This window comes from Kribbella shirazensis (genome assembly GCF_011761605.1).
Taxonomy (GTDB): domain Bacteria; phylum Actinomycetota; class Actinomycetes; order Propionibacteriales; family Kribbellaceae; genus Kribbella; species Kribbella shirazensis.
The window spans coordinates 5,138,143-5,156,950 of record NZ_JAASRO010000001.1; the positions used below are offsets into that span (position 1 = coordinate 5,138,143).

The following is an 18,808-nucleotide window of genomic DNA, read 5'->3' on the forward strand; positions in this document are numbered from 1 at the left end:
GGTGGAGGACTCAGAACGTGAGCGAGATGATGCGGTCATCCGGCGCCGACGGATCTGATCCCGGCGCATGCCGCGGCAAGATCCGAACAGTCCGGTCGTGGTGTGTCTACCTGGCCACGACAGCCGGGCTCGTCTGCGCGTGGGCCAACTGGGGTCTGGGAGGGGTCATCGTCAGTGTGGCCATTTTCGCGACGGCGACAGCAGTCGTCGCCACATCGGTGTGGGGAGGCGACGGGCGGAGCGCGCTGCGCAGGATCGCTCGGTTCACCCTAGCCGGTGGGCTGATCGGGCCGGCCGCCGCGGGGCTGATCGCGGTCTTCACCTTCGCCGGCGTCCTGGTTGTGCTGATCCTGGCAGCCACCACGCCGGCTCTCACCTCGCTCGTCCTGGCGCGACGACAGCACGCCCGAGCCGATGATCCCCACGTCGCTCAGCCGGAGTCGGCGACACCTCGCGACCCGGTGATCTCGCTTGCCGACGGTCCTGTGCTCATCCCGGAGCCAGAGCTCCGTTCCCTCGATGACGAGGCATTGTGCCTGGCCTGGCGCCGGAGCTTCAGCGTGCTGGCGGCGTCCCGCTCGGCGGCCGAACGCCTGTCGGTCGTCGAGCAACGCCAGCAGTATCTCGACGAGCTCCAGCGGCGATCGCCGGAGGGGGTCGCCGCCTGGCTCGCCTCCGGCGCACGAGCCTCCGGCAACCCACTTCCGTACGTCGGGGACGCAAGACGCCGAGCCAGTTAGTTACGCTGGCTCGGCGCTGGGAGGCGGCGTCAATCGCGTCACGCGTCAATCGCGGCGGTCGCGGCGGTCCTCACGGCGGTCACCGCGGTCGTCGCGGCGGTCGTCGCGGCGGTCGTGGCGGCGGTGCATGCCATGTGCGACGACCACGGCACCTCCGACTGCTGCTATGCGCCTGCGCCTGCGGCGGGCTCCGAGTGGCATGGCAGACCCCTTCCTAGGTCGTCTTCTTGGTCTCTTCGGTCTCTGCGGCGTCGGCCTCGATGGCGGCGAGCACAGCGTGGATCGGGATGCGTCCGCTGGCGACCAGTTGACCGCCGGCGTGCCGCACTGCCGTTCCGAACGGCGCGGCCCACAGGTTCTCCCAGACGAGCACCGCGGCCGAACTGCCGGGCTCGATGGTCACGGCGAGGTCCTCGACATCCTGCTCGCTGAGCAGCATCGCGATCTCGGTCTCGAGTGTCCGCAGTTGCCCGATCACGCTCTCGTCCAGATCAGCTGCCTCGAACGCCTCGACGGTGCCGTCCATGTCCTTGAAAAGGAACAGCAGGTCGAGGATCCGGATCAGGCCCCGGTCGACGTAGTCGGCGAGGATCGGTGCGATCTCTCCGGTCAGCTTCGTCTCCGGGAATTCGACGACGATCCAGTCGACCGGACCCAGTTCATCGATGGTGTCAGTCATGCTCTACCTCCAGCGGTCAAAGTTCTCGGACGGCATCGATCGGGACGCGGTAGCCGTCAGACAGCGACGTCGCGACCGTGCGCGGCCAGTGCCCAGATGACGAAGACGTCGAGGGCGATGATGGTCAGTGCCCAGAACGGGTAGTACGGGATGAAGGCGAAGTTGGCCAGCGCGCTCAGCACCGCCAGAATGATGCCGACCACCCGGGCCCAGGTCTGGCCCACGATGACCGCGAAGCCGGCCGCCAGCACCAGGAGGCCACCCAGCAGATGGATCCAGCCCCACGCGGTGGCGTCGAACTGGAACATGTAGTTGCGGGTGGCAACATAGAACTCGTTCTCGATGAGTGCCACCAGGCCCGCGAAGATCTGGAAACCTCCGGACATGATCATCATGACGCCTGCGAACAGGACGAACCCGACCGCCCAGCCGCTGACCTCGTGTTCCTCGCCCGCGGCGTCGTAATGCGATGCTGCTGCTCCATGTGTCACGGTCGTTCACTCCCTTGTGCTCATGCTTGTTGACCACCGGTCGCCGGTGAGGATGACACCAGGCTGCCGAACCGCCTCGGGCCCGGCATCATCCCCAGCGGAGGATGCCGCTCGGGATCAGATGTCGACGCTCACCGGGAAGGTGGCGATCCAGGCGACGGCGGTGACGAGGACGAGGCCGCCGATCCCGGCCAGGATCCAGCGCAGCCGGTGACTGGTGATCTTGGTGCTCATCCCGGCGAAGAACAGGACCACGGCGTACAGGACGACGGTGAGCACATAGTTGCTGGCTGTTTGGAGGTTACGGCGCACCTCGGCCGCGGAGGCGTCGGCGGCCAGGTCGAGCCGTTCGGCCTCCTGCCGCGACGCGAGCTGGTACTGGCTCATGGCGAACGGCGTCGCCGGCGCCTCCGGATTCGTGAACGGGCGGGTCGCGATCCAGGCGTTGAACGCGGGCCGGAACTCCGCGCGGAAGCGGTCGACGTAGAAGTCGGCGAGGCCGGCCTCGCCTCGGCGATCCGCATCCGCCCAGGCGATGAACGTGGCGACATCCACCTGAGTCTGGGCTTCACCCAAGCCCTGTGCTCGGCCGGCCTCGATCAGTATCGCGCTCGTACGGCCGGCCGCCTTGGCCTGCTCGCCGTTCCACCGGGTGGCCTGGTAGCTGCTCCACGAGGTCCCGAGGGCAGCGGCCACCATCAGAAGGGTGACGAGCACCTCCTGCCAGACGTGGCCGCGGCTGGGCCGCTCCTCAGCGCCGGTTGCCATGACTGTCACACGGAGGCGTCACGTCGAGCCCGACCACCTCGAGTTGGGTATCGATCACGCCGACAGTTCGCAGCATCGCGGTCGGCTGCAGCCTGCCCACTCCGTCGCCGTGCGGATGGTCGAAGAACACCAGCAGGAACAGCAGGAGCGTGATGACCATCGTGACACTGCCCATCAGGAGGCTCTGCGTCACCGCGCGCTCGGCCCGGTCGGCGAAGAACAACAGGTAGACAAAGATCACCACGGAGATCACCGACAGGACCAGCCACAAAGGGGTTGGGATGATCCCTTCCGCCCCGTGCACCCTGTCGATTCGCGCCTGTTCCCGTTCGGCGGTCTGGTCCATCCATCGGTCGTACGCCGACTGCTCGGTCGGCGTCCGTGGGTCGACGGCGGAGATCGTCCGGAACATCTCCACACCCCACGGGTTGATGGAGTTTCCGAGCGTGCCTTTGTCCAAGGCATCCCACTCGATCCCGACCACGGACCGCGCGTAGCACATCAGCTCGCCGGTGAGCTCTGCCGCGGTCTGGTCGGGCAGGAACTGGGCCGTCTGGACCTGCTGCGCCACGATCGTGGCCTCGGACTCGGCACCGGCCCGCGACTGGTCGTACGAGGTGAACGACAAGAAGATGATGAAACCGAGAAGCACCGAGAACCCGGTGGCGAGCACACCGAAGACGCCCGAGGCGCGGTCACCGTCGCTGAAGTAGCTGCCCTCGGGCGCCCGCCTGCGCACGAGCAGCATCGCCGTGACGGTGACCGCGGTCGCGAGGACTATGACCAGAGCGGCCCAGACGAGGTTCACGCGCGTCTGCCTGCTGCCGCTGTCACCACTGGCTACTTCGCGGTTCCGGGGACGGCTTGGGCCGGAGGGATCGGAGGGGCGGCAACTGCCGCCCTGCCGGCGCCGACCAGGACCTGCACGACGGCCAGTAACCCCACAACGAGCACGAGGGACCAGAACAGCCGCGACGGCGAGATGTCGTTGCCCCAGAGCAGCACGACGACGCCGAGCAGGCCCACGGCAACGCGCAGCCAGCGGGCGTTGGGCGCGACCCATCGGCCCACGTCGCCGACCGGGCTGTCGGCCAGGGCACCGCCGATGCTTTCCAAGCCACCGCTGACTGCAGTGCGTACGGCGGTGCCGTACCTGTTGGGTCCCGCGAACCAGCCGACGACAACGAGGATCAGGCCCAGCCAGAGGAACACTTGCCGACCGCGGTCGAGATAGGCAAGCAGCGTGTCGTAGAAGACCGCGCTCGCCGGACCGAACTTCGTACCCGAGAGCGCGTCGATGAACAACTGCCGTCCGACGGCCAGCGCCAGCGCCACCAGGAGTGCGTTAGCCGCCAGCACTGCCCCGATGATCACCGTCATCCGCGGACGCCGGCGCGCGAGCAGCAGCGCTGCGAGATAGAGCCCCGCTACCGCCACGAGCATCCACTGCGCCAGCGGGTTCGCGAACGCGTAGATCGTCCGGAGCTTCGCCAGTTCGGGAGCTTCCATCAACACGATCTGCTTGTCGATGTTGGGAATCGGCACGTTCTGCACGACCGTGAGTCCCCGGTCGACCAGCCGCTGCTTGACGCGTTCGATGACTTCGGAGACGTCGAGGACCACCTGATCACCCTGCAGCGAGACCGCGCCGGACTGATCACCGGTCAACAGGCGCTGGAGGGACTGCTGGACCCTGGTGTTGACCGCGATCCAGAGATCGGCGAACTCGTCCGACGCGAGGAACTCCCGGACCTGGCGGTCGATCAATCCGTTGATCGACGCGGACAGTGGCCCGACCAGTCGCTGCAGCCGCGGCCGATCGGTGATGACACCGGCGAACACGTCGTTGAGGATCGCCTCGATGTCGACCTGTTTCTCGATCGCGTCGGTGACAGTCGTCGCGATCGCGTTCTGTACCTCTGGCGAGTCCACCAGCGGCCCGACGGTGTTCACGTAGCGCGTGGTGTCGTTCAGAGTCCGTTGCCCCCAGTAGGCGATCGCCGCCGGCGTCGTCAGCAACGTCGCCAGCACCAAGCAGACGACCGCCGCGACCGAACGGCCCCGGGATGGTCGCGCCGCCGCGGACGCTTCGACGGGCACGCTCCGTTCTGGACCACTGGACAGCGTGGGGTCTGGGTCAGACATGCCGCATCTCCTCGCCGGTCGGTTCAGGGAGCGATCGTCTCTGCCGCGGGCGTGCGGAACCTCACCCCGCGCGGATGAACCGGCCGAGCCTCATCCGCGCGGGGTGAGGCGGGCCGGGGCGACGCGAGCCAGCATCCAGGTGCGAACGCCGCCGACTCAGCGGCGCCCGACGCGACGAGAGGAGATGCCGAGATGGCTGCGAAAAGAGGTGGGGCGGCCATGGCCGGTTTCGTCTTGTTCGCCGGCTCGCTGCTCATGGTGATCGGATTGATCAACGTCTTCGAGGGACTCATCGCGCTGTTCTCCGACGAGCGAGTGGTGATGACGCGGACCAACCTCGTCGTCGTGGACGTGACCGGCTGGGGATGGACACTGCTGATCTCCGGGTTGCTGCTGATGGCAGTCGGTGCCGGCCTGCTCGTGGCGCAGACGTGGGCCAGGATCACGGCCATCGTGCTCGTCTGCCTGCACGCTGTCGTGCAGACCGCCTGGCTCGGTGCCTACCCCGTCTGGGCGTTGCTGATGATCGCGCTGGACACCCTTGTACTGTTCGCGCTCACCGCCCGGTGGGCCGACGTACGCGAACGGCTCGGTGGGGTTGGCGAAGCGCCACGGCGCGAGGAAGAGGAAACCCAACTCTCAGCCTCCGAGCAGCGTACGCCGCCGACCGTCTGAGTCAGGGCTCGTCGTTGCCGCCGGGCATCGTGGCACCGTGGTGACGGTGATGTGCGGAGCGTCGCGATCTCGGGCCGGGGCTCGCACCGGCCTCCTCCTGCTCGAGAGTGACATAGCGACGTCCGAGCGGGCCGGCCGAGATCCCGTGCAGCGCGATACTCAACAGCACGGTCAGAGACACGGCGGCGACGGCCCGCTCGACGACCTCGGTCTCGCCGATCTCTTCGATCGCCAGCAACGTGAACACGACCGACGCGAGGCCGCGGGGACCGAACCATCCCACGAAGACGACGGTGCGGCCGTCCAGGCCGGTCCCGAGCAGGGCCAGGGCGACGGGAACGATGCGGACGATCGTCAGGCTCAGTACGGCGTATGCGAGGAGCGGTAGATCGAAGTTGTGCACGAAGACCGGCACGAGCGTGGCGCCGAACAGGAACCAGACGGCGAATGCCAGGATCTCACCGACGAGTTCCGGCAGCTCGATGGCGTTGTCCGCGTCGACGACGTTCTCGTCCAGACCCGCCCGGAAGGCGATGCCGGCCACGAACGCCGCGATGAAACCGTTGCCGCTGATGGCCACCGCGAGGGCGAAGCTGCTGAGCGCGGCGGCAAACGTGCCGAGCCGTCCTGCGCCCGAGGTGATCCAGTCGCGACGGGAACCGTAGGTCAGCAGCTTGGCGCTTGCCAGTCCGACCACCAGGCCGACGCCGAGGCCGGTCGCGAGCTCCAGCAGCGCGCCGCCCCCGTCCTCGGCGCCGTCCTCGTGCGTTGCCCCGAGTTGGCCGGCGGCGACAGCGAGCGCGAAAGTGACGATCGGTGTGACGATGCCGTCGTTGAGTCCACTTTCGACGTTCAATGCGCGACGCAGCCGCATCGGTATCCGCTGGTCGTTGATGACCTGTGCGCTGAGAGCAGCGTCGGTGGGAGCCAGCGTCGCGCCCACGTAGCCGGCGAGAGCCCAGGTGAAGTCGTCGAAGAGCCAAGCCGCCAGGAGCGAGCCGAGGAGCACCGACAGTGGAAGGCCGATGCCCAGCAAACGCGCGGGCAGGTTGATGTCTCGTTTCAGCCTGGAAAGGTTGACTCTGGACGCGTCCGCGAACAACAACATCGCAAGGGTCAGCTCAGCGAGCAGATGGACGGACGGAGCATCGACATCCACCGTGAGAGGGCCCCAGTCACGGTTGCCCAGAACGTAGCCGGCGACGGTGAAGACCAAGGGACCGGTGATGTTCGCCCGGCTCAGCAGGCCCGAGGTGACCGCCCACGCGAGGACGAGTAGCGCGAGCACTGCGAACGTGGCCTCGGTCACCGCCGCCCCGCCTCCGTCGTGTACCGGACTGGCATGTTCACCGTGACGGCCGTTTCCAGTGGGCGCCTCATCCACCCGAGGGGGTTTCGGCCGGCCGTGGCTCATCCTCAGCGGGTGATGACTTGCCGCGCGGGTACGACGAACGTGCTGCTGTGCAACACCTCCGACGAGGTCAGTTGCTGGACGCCGTGTCGTTTCGCATCGATTGGGAGGCCGTGGTGGCGATCGAGGAGTATCGGCAAGGACGCCCGTTCACCGGTGTGGTGGGACGTACGACCGACGAGTCGAGCCCGGCCTGGCCGGCTCCGGTGCGGGCCACGAAAGGCACCCCGAATGTGCTGTTCGTGGTCATGGACGACATGGGCTTCGGTCACCTCGGCTGCTTCGGAAGCCCGATCGAGACCCCGAACTTCGACCGGCTGGCCGCCAACGGGCTGCGGTTCACCAACATGCACACCACCGCGCTGTGCTCGCCCAGCCGATCCTGCATCGTCACGGGCAGGAACCACCACAGCAACGGCATGGCCTCGATCACCGAGCTGTCGACGGGCTATCCCGGATACGACGGCGTCATGCCGTTCGAGAACGGGATGCTCTCGGAGATGCTGGTGGACCAGGGCTTCAGCACGTTCATGGTCGGCAAGTGGCATCTGACACCGAGCAACCAGGAGACAGCGACCGGTCCGTACACCCGCTGGCCGCTGGGACGCGGTTTCGAGCGGTACTACGGCTTCCTCGGGGGTGACACGAGTCAGTGGTATCCGGACCTGGTGTACGACAACCACCAGGTCGAGCCGCCGCGCACGCCGGAGGAGGGTTATCACCTGAGCGAGGATCTGGTCGACAAGTCCATCGAGTTCATTGCCGACAGCAAGCAGATCGACCCGGCCAAGCCGTTCTACCTGCACCTGTGCTTCGGTGCGACGCACGCGCCCCACCATGCGCCGAAGGAGTGGGCCGACAGGTACGCGGGTGCCTTCGACGAGGGATGGGACGCCTATCGGGAGAAAGTCTTCGCGCGGCAGAAGGAACTGGGCATCATGCCCGCCGACGCCACGTTGTCGCGCCACGACCCCGACGTACCGGACTGGCAGGCGCAATCGCCCGAGGCGCGCAGGCTGTTCAGCCGGATGATGGAAGTGTTCGCGGGCTTCCTCAGCCACACCGACCATCAGCTCGGCCGGCTGCTCGACTTCCTGGATGATCAGGGCGAGCTGGAGAACACGATCGTGATGATGATCTCCGACAACGGGGCGAGCGCCGAGGGCGGTCCGACCGGGACGACGAACGAGGCACAGTTCTTCAACAACGCCCCCGAGTCGCTCGAAGCCAGCCTCAGCGTCATCGACGAGATCGGCGGCCCCAAACACTTCAACCACTACCCGTGGGGCTGGACCTGGGCGGGCAACTCGCCGTTCCGGCGCTGGAAGCGGGAAACGTACCGCGGGGGATCCTGCGATCCGTTCATCGTGTCGTGGCCGGCCGGCGTGAACGCGAAGGGCGAGATCCGCGACCAGTACGCCCACATCGTCGACATGGTGCCCACCGTCCTGGACCTGCTGGACATCGAGCCACCCGCCACGATCCGAGGTGTCACGCAGGCGCCTCTGCACGGCGTGAGCTTCGCCCATGCCCTCGACGACGCCGCGTCGGCCAGCAAGCACCACACGCAGTACTTCGAGATGTTCGGCCACCGGGCCATCGACCACGACGGCTGGCGGGCAGTCTGCCCGTGGCCGGGTCCCTCGTTCGCCGAGGCCACCGCGGCCTTCGGCGATCCGATCAGTTCGGCGCGGCTGTCCCAACTCGACGCCACCGGCTGGGAGCTCTACCACGTGGCCGAGGATCCCGCGGAGACCAACAACGTTGCCGCGGACAACCGGGATCGGCTGATCGCGATGATCGGGACCTGGTACGCCGAGGCCGGGAAGCATGGCGTCCTTCCGATCGACGGGAGCGCACTGGCGCGCATGGTCGGCGAGAAACCGTTGATCGCGGCCCCGCGCGACCAGTACACGATGCGGCCGAACACCCAGACGGTCCCGTTCTTCGCCGGCCCACGCGTCCTCAACCGGCCGCACAGCATCACAGCCTTCGTCGAGATCCCCGACGGGGGTGCCGAGGGAGTTCTGCTGAGCCAAGGCAGCGCGGCCGGCGGCTATTCGCTGTTCATCAAGGACGGGCTGCTGAACTATGTGCACAACTACGTCGGCAGGGACCTGTTCCGGGTCTCGTCGTCCGAACCGGTGCCCGTCGGCAAGCATGAGCTCCGCTTCGAGTTCGAACCGACCGACAAGCCGGACATGCCGAACGGAAAGGGCTCGCCCGGGCATCTGCAGCTGTACGTCGACGGAGCGCTCGTCGCTGCCGCGGACGCGGCCGTGACGACGCCGTTCGCCTTCAACCCCGGCAATCTCACCTGCGGCTCCAACCCGGGCTCTCCGGTCACTCCTGACTACAAGAGCCCATTCAAGTTCACCGGCACCCTCCACAAGGTGACCGTGGACGTCAGTGGCGATCTCATCGAGGACCCGGAGTCCGAGCTGCGAGTCCACCTGGCAAAGCAGTAGCAGGGACGTTGAGATCCATGAGGCGGCGGATTGCGGCGGTTACAGCGTTGCTGGTCGGGGCTGCGACGGTTGTGCTCGGCGTCGTGGTGTCGGTGAGTGAGTTCCCGCGTGGGCTTGGTCTGTTGGGTTGTGTGCTGATCGCCGGCGTTTCGGCCTGGTACGGCGCACTGCGGCGAGGGTTCGCGCGGACGGCGGGGCTGTACATCGCGGGGGTGGCGCTCGTCGGTGCCGTGGTCTTGATTGTCCTGGGTGGGAAGTTCGGCGTCGATCTTCTCGTCGTGGTCGGGCTCCTGGTCACTCTGGCAGCGGTACGTGCCAGTTTTGCTGTCCACGTGGAGCTGCCGCGGGCGACGGCGCCGGAGCATCCGGTGCTGTTCTACAACCCGCTCTCGGGTGGGGGGAAGGCGGAACGCTTCGCGCTCGCCAAGGAAGCGCGCGACCGCGGGATCGAGCCGATCGAGCTGAAGCGTGGGGACGACCTCGAAACCCTGGTCCGCGGCGCGGTCGCGCGGGGCGCTGACGGACTCGCGATGGCCGGTGGGGACGGCTCGCAGGCGATCGTCGCCGCGATCGCCGCCGAGTACTCGCTGCCCTACGCCTGCGTGCCCGCCGGCACGCGCAACCACTTCGCGCTCGACCTCGGTGTCGACCGTAACGACGTCGTCGGTGCCCTGGACGCGTTCGTCGACGGCGGCGAGCGGTTGGTGGACCTCGCCGAGGTCAACGGCCGCGTGTTCGTCAACAACGTCTCACTCGGTCTGTACGCCGAAGCAGTCCAGCGCACCGGTTACCGCGCGGCCAAGATCCGCACCCTGCTCGACACCGTGCCCGACGCGCTCGGTGACAGTGGCAGCGATCTCGACATGCGCTGGACCGGCCCCGGCGGGCACGATCATCGCGGGGGTGCCGCCGTACTCGTCTCGAACAACCGCTACCGCCTCGGTCGTGCGGTGGGATCCGGCACCCGTCCGCGCATCGACGACGGCCTGCTCGGTATCACCGTCCTGGGGGCGCCCGCGGACGGCGAGCAGAGCCGCCTTCAGCGACCCTGGCGCGAGTGGTCCGCGCTGTCGTTCGAGGTCGATGCCGATCGCCCCCTGCCGGCCGGCGTCGACGGGGAGGCGCTCGTACTGGACGCGCCGCTGCTGTTTCGGATCCGGCCCGGAGTTCTCCGGGTGCGGATCGCGCACCAGCACCCGGGCTCCTCGCCGGCGGCGATGGCTCCCGAGGGCATCCGTGACGGACTGGCCGAGCTGGTGCGCATCGTCTTCGGCCGGGACCGGGAATCAGCAAGTTCGACCGCTAGGAGGCCGTAATGGTGGATCTGATCGAGGTCAAGGAGAAGGTGCTGCTGAGCCGAGAGGCCGCCGCGGCGCGCTTGCACGCTCTTGCCGACACACTCGCCAAGGAGAACGACGTCGAGTTCGACCGAGGCGGCCTGCGGGTCAAGGTGCATGTTCCCGACGAGGTGCACTGGAAGCTCGAGTTCGAGATCGGGGACGGCGAGAGCGAGCTCGAGATCGAGCTCACGTGGTGACGGTCGCGTGACCGACCCACCGGGGCGTCTCGCTGCTTACGACCGTGCGGTGTACCGGTCGGTGGCGCGCATGTCCATGCCGGTCCTTGACGAACCGCTGCGGCAGCTGTCCGACTTCGCCAACTTCTCCAAGCCGTGGCTCCTGGTCGCGGGCGCACTGACGCTGGTCGGTGGTGCACGGGGCCGGCAGGCTGCGGTCGCGGGGCTGACGGCGATCGGGGCAGCGTCCCTGGTGGTGAACCAGCCTCTGAAGAAGGCCGTGGGTGAACGCCTCCGGCCCGACCGGTACGGCCTCGGCGTTCCGGCGCAGCGGTGGGTGCGGATGCCCTCGTCGGGATCCTTTCCGTCCGGACACTCCGCCTCGGCTGTGGCCTTCGCCGTCGCCGTCGGAGGTGTCCTGCCCGCGCTCCGGCCGACGCTACGGGTGGCTGCGTCGGCCGTCGCGTTCTCTCGCGTGTACACCGGCGTGCACTACCCGAGCGACGTTCTGGTCGGGGCAACTGTCGGTGCGCTGTTCGGGCGATTGGCCGCACGGCTGGCGCTCCGCCGCTGGCCACCATCGCCGCCGAATGACAAGGAGCAGACGTCATGACAGTTCAACCCACGCAAGGCGGTGCGAGCGCCGTCGCCGCCGGCCGGCTCTGGGCCGGCGGTGCCGCCACGGCGGTGGTCGCCGGGCTGATCGCGCTCGTCGGCATCCTGCTCGCCCGCGGCGTCTTCGACGTACCCGTTCTCGCGCCCCAGGGCGAGGGCACCTGGGGAGACGCGGACACGGCGAAGTACTCGGCGTACTGCGCTCTCGCGGCGCTGGTGGCGACCGGCCTGCTGCAGCTGTTGCTGATCTCCACGCCCCGGCCGTTGCGGTTCTTCGGCTGGATCATGACGCTGGCCACGTTCGCGGGCGCGGTTGCTCCGTTCGCCGCCGGCGGCTCGACGTCATCGAAGATTGCGACGGCCTTGATCAACGTCGCGGTCGGGATCGCCATCGGCATGCTGCTGAGCGGAGCAGCGCGGGCGGCGACGCGGGACCGCCGTATCGAGCGCTGAGCCGCGGCCGGTCACAGCGGTCGGCGCCGGACCGCCCAGGCCTCCGCCTCCCGCAGGGCCTGCCCGGTCGATTCCCCGAGCAACTCGGTCGCCTCGAAGACGCCGATCGGTTCGGTAAGGTCCGGCCGTTCGGTACGACGCAGCAGCTCGGCGACTGCGTGGTCGACTCCGCTGAGGTACAACCGGCCGCCGACAGCGTTCAGTGCGGCGGCGTAGTCGGCCATGACCTTGACGAACGTTGCGCCGACAGCCGTTCGGCCGCGTAGTCGCAGTACGACGGTTGGCGCCTCGGCGCCGGCCGGGTCCGGCAGCCTGACTCGCAGGGTGCGGGAGCCGGCGTAGAGCAGGCTCCCGTAGACGTCGAGGACGGTCGCCTGGTAGCTGGGCAACTTCTCGGGAGCCGCGTGTTCGGTCCACCGGCCACCGACGACGGGTGTCAGCTGGACGACCTTGAGGTCCATGGCCTCCTGGTTGAGCTGCAGCAGGAGCGACAGCGACACACCGATGCCGACCGCGGCGGAGACCGGCAAGAAGAGGGTTGCGCAGAAGGTTGTGACGACCGCGATCTGAGAGGTGGGGCCGGTGCGCAGGATCGCCATGAACGCACCTGGCCGGAGCGACTTGGCGGCCGCGTAGACGAGAACGGCCGCCAGCGTGGGCATGGCGACGAGCCCGATCACTCTGGAGCAGGCGACCAGGATCACGATCATCCAGAGACCTGAACAGATCGCCGCCCACCTGGTGCGGCCGCCGACCGTCCGGTTCAGTGCGGTCTGGCCGAGCGAGCCGCCGACCGGCTGACCGCGGAAGAAGCCGGCCGCGACGCTGCCGATGCCCTGGGCAACGAAGTCCCGGTTCGCGTTCGAGGGCGTGCCGTCCCGGTTCGGTGCCGCTTCGGCGACACCGCTGCCCTGGACGAGGATGATGGCCGCGACAGCCAGAGCCCCGGTGACCAAGGGAAACGACAGCTGGCCGAGGTCCGGCAGTTGCGGCAGCGGAATCCCGCGAGGAATCTCTCCGGTGTCCCGCACCAGGGTCACACTGCCGGCACCGGCGATGACCAGGCCTGCCGTCGGGACGGCCAGCGCCACCAAGGCACTCACCGCCGCCAGCCGGGTCCGGGACAGGCCGATGAGGATACCGAGCGCGGCCAGCCCCGCGAGCAGTGATGGGACGTCGATCCGGGCGGGATGGAAGACCAGGTCCACTGCCTTCGCGACGGCGAGTTCTCCGGCGGCGTACGCGCCGGTGAGGCCAGGCAACTGGCTGAGAAGGATGTTGACCGAGATCCCGGTGAGGAAGCCGGTCATGACCGAGTGCGACACGAAGCGGGTGTAACGCCCCAGCCGCGCGACGCCGGCCGCGATCATCACCAGGCCGGCGATGATCGTCAACAGCAGCAGGGCCTGCGGCCGATCCGCGGCGTCCACGCCCTCCAGGGCCGATCCGGCGGCCAGGGCCGCGGCCGTGGTCGTGGTGACCACCATCAGCTGGCTGCTCGTCGCGAATCCGCCGGCGACCGGACCGGCGAAGCTCGCATAGAGGCCGTGGATCGGGTTCACGCCGATGAGTGCCGCGGACGCCATCCCGTTGGGAACGCTGCTGATCGCTCCGGGCACACCGGCGATCACGTCGGCGCGTAGGTGCTGTCGCTCCGGCCGGATCGACCACAGCCACCGAAGTACAGGACGAGCGCTCACGCCCGTCTCCCTGACGTCACGGCCTGCGCACGTCTGCCGGGCGTCGACGCGGCCAGCGCGTGCGGCGGGTCAGGGCGCGGACGAAGAACTCGCGAAGCTGATAGCGCGGGTCGGACGAGGTGGGGAGCGACTCCGGAGAGCCGAAGGTGACGTCCTCGATGGTGAGCCGGGAACCTCGGCTCAGAGCATCGTGATAGCCGACGAGTCGCCCGTCCACGCGAAGGTAGGTCTTTCCGCTCGTATGCCAGTCGAATCTCAGTTCCGCGAAGCGCGTACTGGGATTCGGCAGCTGGCCGATGTCGTGCCAGGCCCCGTGCAGCCGGATCCGGACCAGGGCCTGGAACGTGGTCAACCGCTCGAGCCTCAGGTCGAACGCGTCCCCGAGGCCGATGATCCGCGACGAACTGTCGACCGGTCCAGGGTGCTTGAATCGCACCAGGCAGCTGACCCCGATCACATCGACAAGCGGTGTGTCGAGGACGTAGCGGAGACTGCGTCCTGGCGCGATCAGCACGGTGCCCTCGGCAGGGCTCAGCGCCGGCGAGCCTGACGACAAGCTGCCAGGCAGGCCTTGAAAGGACCGGATGCTGTGGTCCTGGAACTCGTGCAGCAGTACGTCGCGCCACATGGCGATTCCCCTATCCGACGTGTTCGGTGGTGACTTCGGCAGGGGGGAGGTCCGCCGAGGTCTCGGTTGGGGCGTCCTCCGGGAGTGGGTCACCGGAGATGAGGCCGCCCATCCAGCGGGTGCAGGGATCGGCGTCCAGGAGCAGGGCCTTCACCAGCAGCGAGAGCGGGATGGCCAGGACGGCGCCCATCGGGCCGAGGATCCAGGCCCAGAAGACGAGGGACAGGAAGGTGAGTGTCGTGGACAGGCCGACCGCCTCGCCGACGATCTTCGGCTGGATGATCGACTGGATGATGAAGTTGATGACGCTGTAGGCCACGATCACCCACACCAAGGTCGCCCAGCCCTGGTCGAGGAGTCCCAGCAGGGCGGGCGGGATCACCCCGATGAAGAATCCGACGTTCGGGATGTAGTTGGTGATCAGGGCGAGCAGGCCCCACAGCCAGGGCAGCGGGATGTCCAGCAGGTAGAGGACCCCGACGTCGAACACGGCGACGATCAGCCCGAAGACGGTGGAGACGACCAGGTAGCGCGTCGTACCACGCGCGAAGCCGGTCAGGGCACCGGTGATGTCCGGCCTGGCCCGCGCCGCCTCGCGCACGCGGTCCGTGAAGTGGGCGGCATCGATGCCCATGAAGAACAAGACGACGACGATGAGGGCGAGGTCCGAGAAGATCCCGAGAAGTCCGTTGAGCCAGCCCTGCAGCACGTCGAGGAACCTCGCGAGGTCGAGCCCCTGCAGGGCGGCCTGGAGTTGCTCGTCGCCCACGCCACGGTCGGCCAGCCAGCCGCGGGCATCGTCGACGATGTCGGCGAACTGGTCCTGATAGGTGGGCAGCAGGCTCGCCAGCTTGGCGACCGAGTAGGCCAGCGCCGCCGCCACTCCCAGCAGGAAGACGTTCACGACCACGAGTGCGATCAGTGCGGCAATCCACCCCTTGACTCCTCGCCTGACCAGCAGCCGGCGCAGTGGACTCGCGGCGATCGTCAGTACGAGGGCGAGGAAGACGGGTCCGACGATGTCGGAGAAGCTGCGTACTCCAGCGGCCGTCAGGACCGCGGCTGCGGTCCCGAGCAGAACGACGACTCCGCGCGGGAGCGCCCAGGGGGCAGGCGGTGAGTCGGGAGCGGGCGGTGAGTCGGCGGTAGGCGGTGGGTCGGCGGCCGGCGCCCGGCCGTCGCGGGACTCCGTGGAGCCTGCGGACATCGTCGCAACCTCCCTCTCCCGACACACCCGGCTTCGAAGATCGCTCAGATCGTCGCGGGCAGCATCATCCTGGCCGGATGATCCAGACACCGGAGACCGCGTCATCCGGTCGGGGTGAGGCGGCCGGGACCGTCACCGCGGCAGGCTGCCCTCGGGGCCGGAGACGAGGTGGAGCGGCCCTGCGAAGGAGACTGGATGAGCGAGGGACCGATGGTCGACCCGGTGAGCCCGAGCCAGGAGCGGCAGCCGTCCGACTACGCGGGCGCGATCTACGGGTCGCTGCTGGCGGCGTCGGTCGTCGCCGGCACCGGCCCGGGGCAAGAACCTCCCCACCCGGGTGAGTTGATCGCACTTCTGCTCGCGACCGGCGTGGTGTTCTGGCTGTCCCATGTCTATGCCCACCTGGTCGGGGAGCGATCGTCGGGATTGCTCCCGTCCGCACGGAGGTTCCGCGCCGTGGCCCGACAGGACTGGCCGATCGTGCAGGCCGCCGTACCTCCCGCGACGGCGGTCGGCGTGGGCGTGCTTCTCGGCATGTCGGACGCCGGCGCTGCCTGGCTGGCTCTGCTGGTGGCGGTGGGGTCGCAGCTCGGATGGGCGTTGTACGTCGCCGCCCGTGCCGGCGCCACCAGAGGGCGCATGGTCGCCGCGGGCGTCGTGAACCTGATCCTCGGCCTGGTGATCGTCGTGCTGAAGGCTGCCTTGACGCACTGAGGCCGGTACGTCGTCCGCCAAGGGTGACGCGCCACCGATCCCCGCGGTCCTACTGTCGACGGGCACTCGACGTCCGTCGAGGGATGAACAGGAGGGTGTGCCCAGATGACCGACAAACGCACGATCGACCCGCAGGCCGAGTCGGGCTGGGCGATGACCGGAGTCGCGTTCGCCGCCACCATGCTGCTGATGATCGGTGCCTTCCAGGCGATCGCCGGGTTCGCCGCGATCATCGACGACGAGTACTTCGTGCGCGTCCGGGGTTACGCCTTCGATCTGGACATCACCGCCTGGGGGTGGATCCACCTGATCCTGGGCCTGGCGCTCGTCGCGACCGGCATCGGACTGTTCAGCCGGGCAGTCTGGGCAGGGGTGATCGCTGTCTTCCTGACGGTGCTGAGTGCGGTCGACAACTTCTTCTTCATCCCCTACGCGCCGTTCTGGTCGCTGCTGCTGATCGCGCTCGATGTCTGGGTCATCTGGGCGCTGACGCGTCCGCGCGCGCTCCGCGCCTGACGGTCCGGCTGTCGTGTCCACGCCGCTGGTCCGCACCGGCGATGTCGGCCGGATCGTCGCCACCTTTGTCACCTCGGTCCTGGCCCTGGCCTTCGCGGCCGCCGTGCTGCCCGGTCTCGGGTTCTCGTCGTTCCCGCAGTTGCTCGCGTCGGCCGCGGCAGCGTTGCTGGTCGGTGCGCTGGTGCGCCCGGTGCTGGTCGCCATGAGCGCGGCGATCGGATGGCTGGCCGTGCTCCTGATGGCGGTGCTCGGACAGGCCGTGATCCTTTCGCTGGCGCTCTCGCTGATCCCGGGGGTCGAGGCGGAGTCGTTCTGGGTCGTGCTCGCCGCTGCCTGGATCGCGGCGGCCGCGACGACGATCGTGGCGTGGATGTGTACGTCCGGCACGCCTGAGGCCTTCACGGCGGCCTTGGTACGGCGGACGCGAAAGCAGCGTCGGCCGGTCGACGATCCCGAGGCTCCGGGCGTCATCTTCGTCCAGCTGGACGGTGTGCCCTTCCCGGTGCTGCGCTGGCAGTTGCTGGCGGCAACGCTTCCCACCGCGGGGCGGTGGATCCGCGAACGTGGGTATCGCCTGGTGGAGTGGACGCCGGTGCTGCCGCCGACCACACCGGCAAGCCAGTTGGGAATTCTGCACGGCCGCATCGACGGAGTACCCGCGTTCCGGTGGTACGACCGGGTGCTCGGACGCGTGCTGGTGGCGAACCGGGCCGCCGACGCCGCCGAGATCGAGCGCCGCGCCTCCGACGGCCGCGGCCTGCTGGCGGACGGCGGCGTGAGTATCTCGAATCTGTTCAGCGGTGACGCCGAGCGGTCGCTGCTGACGATGAGCAAGCTGGAGCTCAAGCGTGGTTCTGCCGATACCCGTCGCCGCGTCGCCTGGTACCTGGCCAGGCCCGACGGGTTCGCCGGCAGCGTTTTCGGCGCGGTCGCCGAGATCGCCCGGGAGAGGTTCGAAGCGCGGCGGCAACGGCGCCGCGACGTTCGCCCGCGCGGTCACCGTGGCTGGCTCTTCGCCGGAATGCGTGCGGTGACCAACGTCGTGCTGCGGGACCTCAACACGGCGCTGGTGGCGGAGGAGATGATCCGTGGGACGCGGTCCGTGTACGTCGACTATGTCGACTACGACGAGGTGGCTCATCACGCCGGCGCGTTGCGACCGGAATCCTTGGACGCACTGGATCGGCTCGATCATGTGCTCGAGTGCCTGGAGGCGGTCGCCGCGGCGGCACCGCGACCGTACCGGTTGGTCATCCTGTCCGACCACGGTCAGTCCCAGGGAGCGATCTTCGCCGATCGCTACGGGGTCGACCTCTCCACGGTCTGTTCGCAGCTGACCGCGGCGCGGGTCGAAGCCGTCGAGCAGGCGGTCGAGGGCTGGGGTCGCTTGAACGGCCTCCTGGCCGACCTGTCCGGCGGTGGGACCAGCAGGCAGCGGGCCGCCCACGACGCCGCGCTGCGCGTCGAGCGCCGCTCGGCACCGCCTGCGGTGACCGCCGGCTCGGAGCTGGTGGTTCTCGGGTCGGGCAACCTCGGCCTGGTGTACGCCGCCGAGGAACGCCGGCTGACGATGGAGGACATCAACGATCGCTGGCCGGCGCTCATCCCGGGGCTGGTCAATCACGACGGGGTCGGTTTCGTTGCGGTCCTGAGTGCCGAGCACGGGCCCCTGGCCGTCGGGCCGACCGGCGTGCACCGGCTCTCCGACGCGACGGTGACCGGCGACGACCCGCTGGAGTTGTTCGGACCACAGATTTCCGCGGACCTGCTGCGAGCGGTTTCGATGCCGGAGGCTCCCGATCTCTACGTCAACAGCGCCGTCGGCCGGGACACCGGTGAGGTTTCCGCGTTCGAGGGCCTCGTCGGGTCTCACGGCGGACTCGGCGGATGGCAGGGGCGGGCACTGCTGCTGGCCCCGCCGGACCTGCTGATCCCGGACCAGCCGATCCGCGGAGCGCATGAACTCCACCGCGTGCTCGTCGGCTATCTCGAACAGCTCGGACAGCGAAGCGGGATCGCGCGCGACGCGGCGGATGTCTGAGATGCCGGCGCCGGCGGGAGACACCCGGGAAGATTCACCCA

General features: G+C 68.5%; 19 protein-coding genes. 10 read left to right on the forward strand and 9 right to left on the reverse strand.

The genetic code is table 11. The features are described 5' to 3' along the window. The first annotated feature begins 17 nt into the window (after window positions 1–17). A complete protein-coding gene (locus BJY22_RS24825) occupies window positions 18–740 on the forward strand; it encodes a hypothetical protein (RefSeq protein WP_238350449.1) in 723 nt (240 codons plus the stop codon). A 214-nt stretch (window positions 741–954) separates the two neighbouring features. Here the strand turns inward: BJY22_RS24825 and BJY22_RS24830 are convergent, their stop codons facing one another. The 5 genes from BJY22_RS24830 to BJY22_RS24850 form a co-directional block, all read right to left on the reverse strand. Continuing rightward, window positions 955–1,419, reverse strand: a complete 465-nt coding sequence (locus BJY22_RS24830; protein ID WP_167210729.1) for a DUF6325 family protein — start codon at window positions 1,417–1,419, stop codon at window positions 955–957. Between the two features lie 56 nt (window positions 1,420–1,475). After that, the gene (locus BJY22_RS24835) at window positions 1,476–1,910 is read right to left on the reverse strand and encodes a DUF7144 family membrane protein (protein WP_167210732.1); all 435 of its coding nucleotides are present in this window, start codon (window positions 1,908–1,910) and stop codon (window positions 1,476–1,478) included. Window positions 1,911–2,027: 117 nt separating this feature from the next. Next, entirely contained in the window at window positions 2,028–2,678 is a 651-nt protein-coding gene (locus tag BJY22_RS24840) for a hypothetical protein (protein WP_167210735.1), read from the reverse strand. Further along, complete coding sequence (locus BJY22_RS24845; RefSeq protein WP_167210738.1) at window positions 2,662–3,486, reverse strand: bestrophin-like domain; 825 nt, start codon at window positions 3,484–3,486, stop codon at window positions 2,662–2,664. The genes BJY22_RS24840 and BJY22_RS24845 overlap by 17 nt, the downstream gene beginning before the upstream one ends. A gap of 32 nt (window positions 3,487–3,518) precedes the next feature. After that, entirely contained in the window at window positions 3,519–4,823 is a 1,305-nt protein-coding gene (locus BJY22_RS24850; protein WP_167210741.1) for a hypothetical protein, read from the reverse strand. Window positions 4,824–5,015: 192 nt separating this feature from the next. Here BJY22_RS24850 and BJY22_RS24855 point away from each other — a divergent pair, with 192 nt between their 5' ends. Then, entirely contained in the window at window positions 5,016–5,498 is a 483-nt protein-coding gene (locus BJY22_RS24855) for a DUF7144 family membrane protein (protein WP_167210745.1), read from the forward strand. Between the two features lies 1 nt (window position 5,499). Here BJY22_RS24855 and BJY22_RS24860 read toward each other — a convergent pair whose 3' ends face one another. Then, window positions 5,500–6,807 carry a cation:proton antiporter domain-containing protein gene (locus BJY22_RS24860; protein WP_167210747.1) on the reverse strand — a complete coding sequence of 436 codons (1,308 nt, stop codon included), beginning with the start codon at window positions 6,805–6,807 and terminating at the stop codon, window positions 5,500–5,502. A 218-nt stretch (window positions 6,808–7,025) separates the two neighbouring features. Here BJY22_RS24860 and BJY22_RS24865 point away from each other — a divergent pair, with 218 nt between their 5' ends. From BJY22_RS24865 to BJY22_RS24885, 5 genes are all read left to right on the forward strand, one after another. Continuing rightward, a complete protein-coding gene (locus BJY22_RS24865) occupies window positions 7,026–9,377 on the forward strand; it encodes a sulfatase-like hydrolase/transferase (RefSeq protein WP_167210750.1) in 2,352 nt (783 codons plus the stop codon). A 17-nt stretch (window positions 9,378–9,394) separates the two neighbouring features. Next, window positions 9,395–10,693 (forward strand): diacylglycerol/lipid kinase family protein, encoded by a 1,299-nt coding sequence (locus tag BJY22_RS24870; RefSeq protein ID WP_167210753.1) that lies wholly within the window; start codon window positions 9,395–9,397, stop codon window positions 10,691–10,693. After that, entirely contained in the window at window positions 10,693–10,914 is a 222-nt protein-coding gene (locus tag BJY22_RS24875; protein ID WP_202891250.1) for an amphi-Trp domain-containing protein, read from the forward strand. Before BJY22_RS24870 ends, BJY22_RS24875 begins: the two co-directional genes overlap by 1 nt. 70 nt (window positions 10,915–10,984) lie before the next feature. Beyond that, on the forward strand, window positions 10,985–11,506 hold the full coding sequence (locus BJY22_RS24880) for a phosphatase PAP2 family protein (protein ID WP_202891251.1): 522 nt from the start codon (window positions 10,985–10,987) through the stop codon (window positions 11,504–11,506). Then, window positions 11,503–11,961, forward strand: coding sequence for a DUF6069 family protein (locus BJY22_RS24885; RefSeq protein ID WP_167210759.1), 459 nt, complete (start codon window positions 11,503–11,505; stop codon window positions 11,959–11,961). Before BJY22_RS24880 ends, BJY22_RS24885 begins: the two co-directional genes overlap by 4 nt. Before the next feature lie 11 nt (window positions 11,962–11,972). Here BJY22_RS24885 and BJY22_RS24890 read toward each other — a convergent pair whose 3' ends face one another. The 3 genes from BJY22_RS24890 to BJY22_RS24900 are packed head-to-tail and all read right to left on the reverse strand — an operon-like array spanning window position 11,973 to window position 15,496. Beyond that, window positions 11,973–13,661 (reverse strand): SulP family inorganic anion transporter, encoded by a 1,689-nt coding sequence (locus BJY22_RS24890; protein WP_167210762.1) that lies wholly within the window; start codon window positions 13,659–13,661, stop codon window positions 11,973–11,975. A gap of 16 nt (window positions 13,662–13,677) precedes the next feature. Beyond that, window positions 13,678–14,289, reverse strand: coding sequence for a hypothetical protein (locus tag BJY22_RS24895; RefSeq protein WP_167210765.1), 612 nt, complete (start codon window positions 14,287–14,289; stop codon window positions 13,678–13,680). Between the two features lie 10 nt (window positions 14,290–14,299). After that, window positions 14,300–15,496, reverse strand: coding sequence for an AI-2E family transporter (locus BJY22_RS24900; RefSeq protein WP_167210768.1), 1,197 nt, complete (start codon window positions 15,494–15,496; stop codon window positions 14,300–14,302). A 195-nt stretch (window positions 15,497–15,691) separates the two neighbouring features. On the opposite strand from BJY22_RS24900, the gene BJY22_RS24905 reads away from it, so the two are divergent. The 3 genes from BJY22_RS24905 (at window position 15,692) to BJY22_RS24915 (ending at window position 18,767) form a co-directional block, all read left to right on the forward strand. Further along, complete coding sequence (locus BJY22_RS24905) at window positions 15,692–16,210, forward strand: hypothetical protein (protein WP_167210771.1); 519 nt, start codon at window positions 15,692–15,694, stop codon at window positions 16,208–16,210. Window positions 16,211–16,315: 105 nt separating this feature from the next. Further along, a complete protein-coding gene (locus tag BJY22_RS24910; RefSeq protein WP_167210774.1) occupies window positions 16,316–16,726 on the forward strand; it encodes a DUF7144 family membrane protein in 411 nt (136 codons plus the stop codon). Window positions 16,727–16,739: 13 nt separating this feature from the next. After that, entirely contained in the window at window positions 16,740–18,767 is a 2,028-nt protein-coding gene (locus BJY22_RS24915) for a phage holin family protein (RefSeq protein ID WP_167210777.1), read from the forward strand. Window positions 18,768–18,808: the final 41 nt, after the last annotated feature.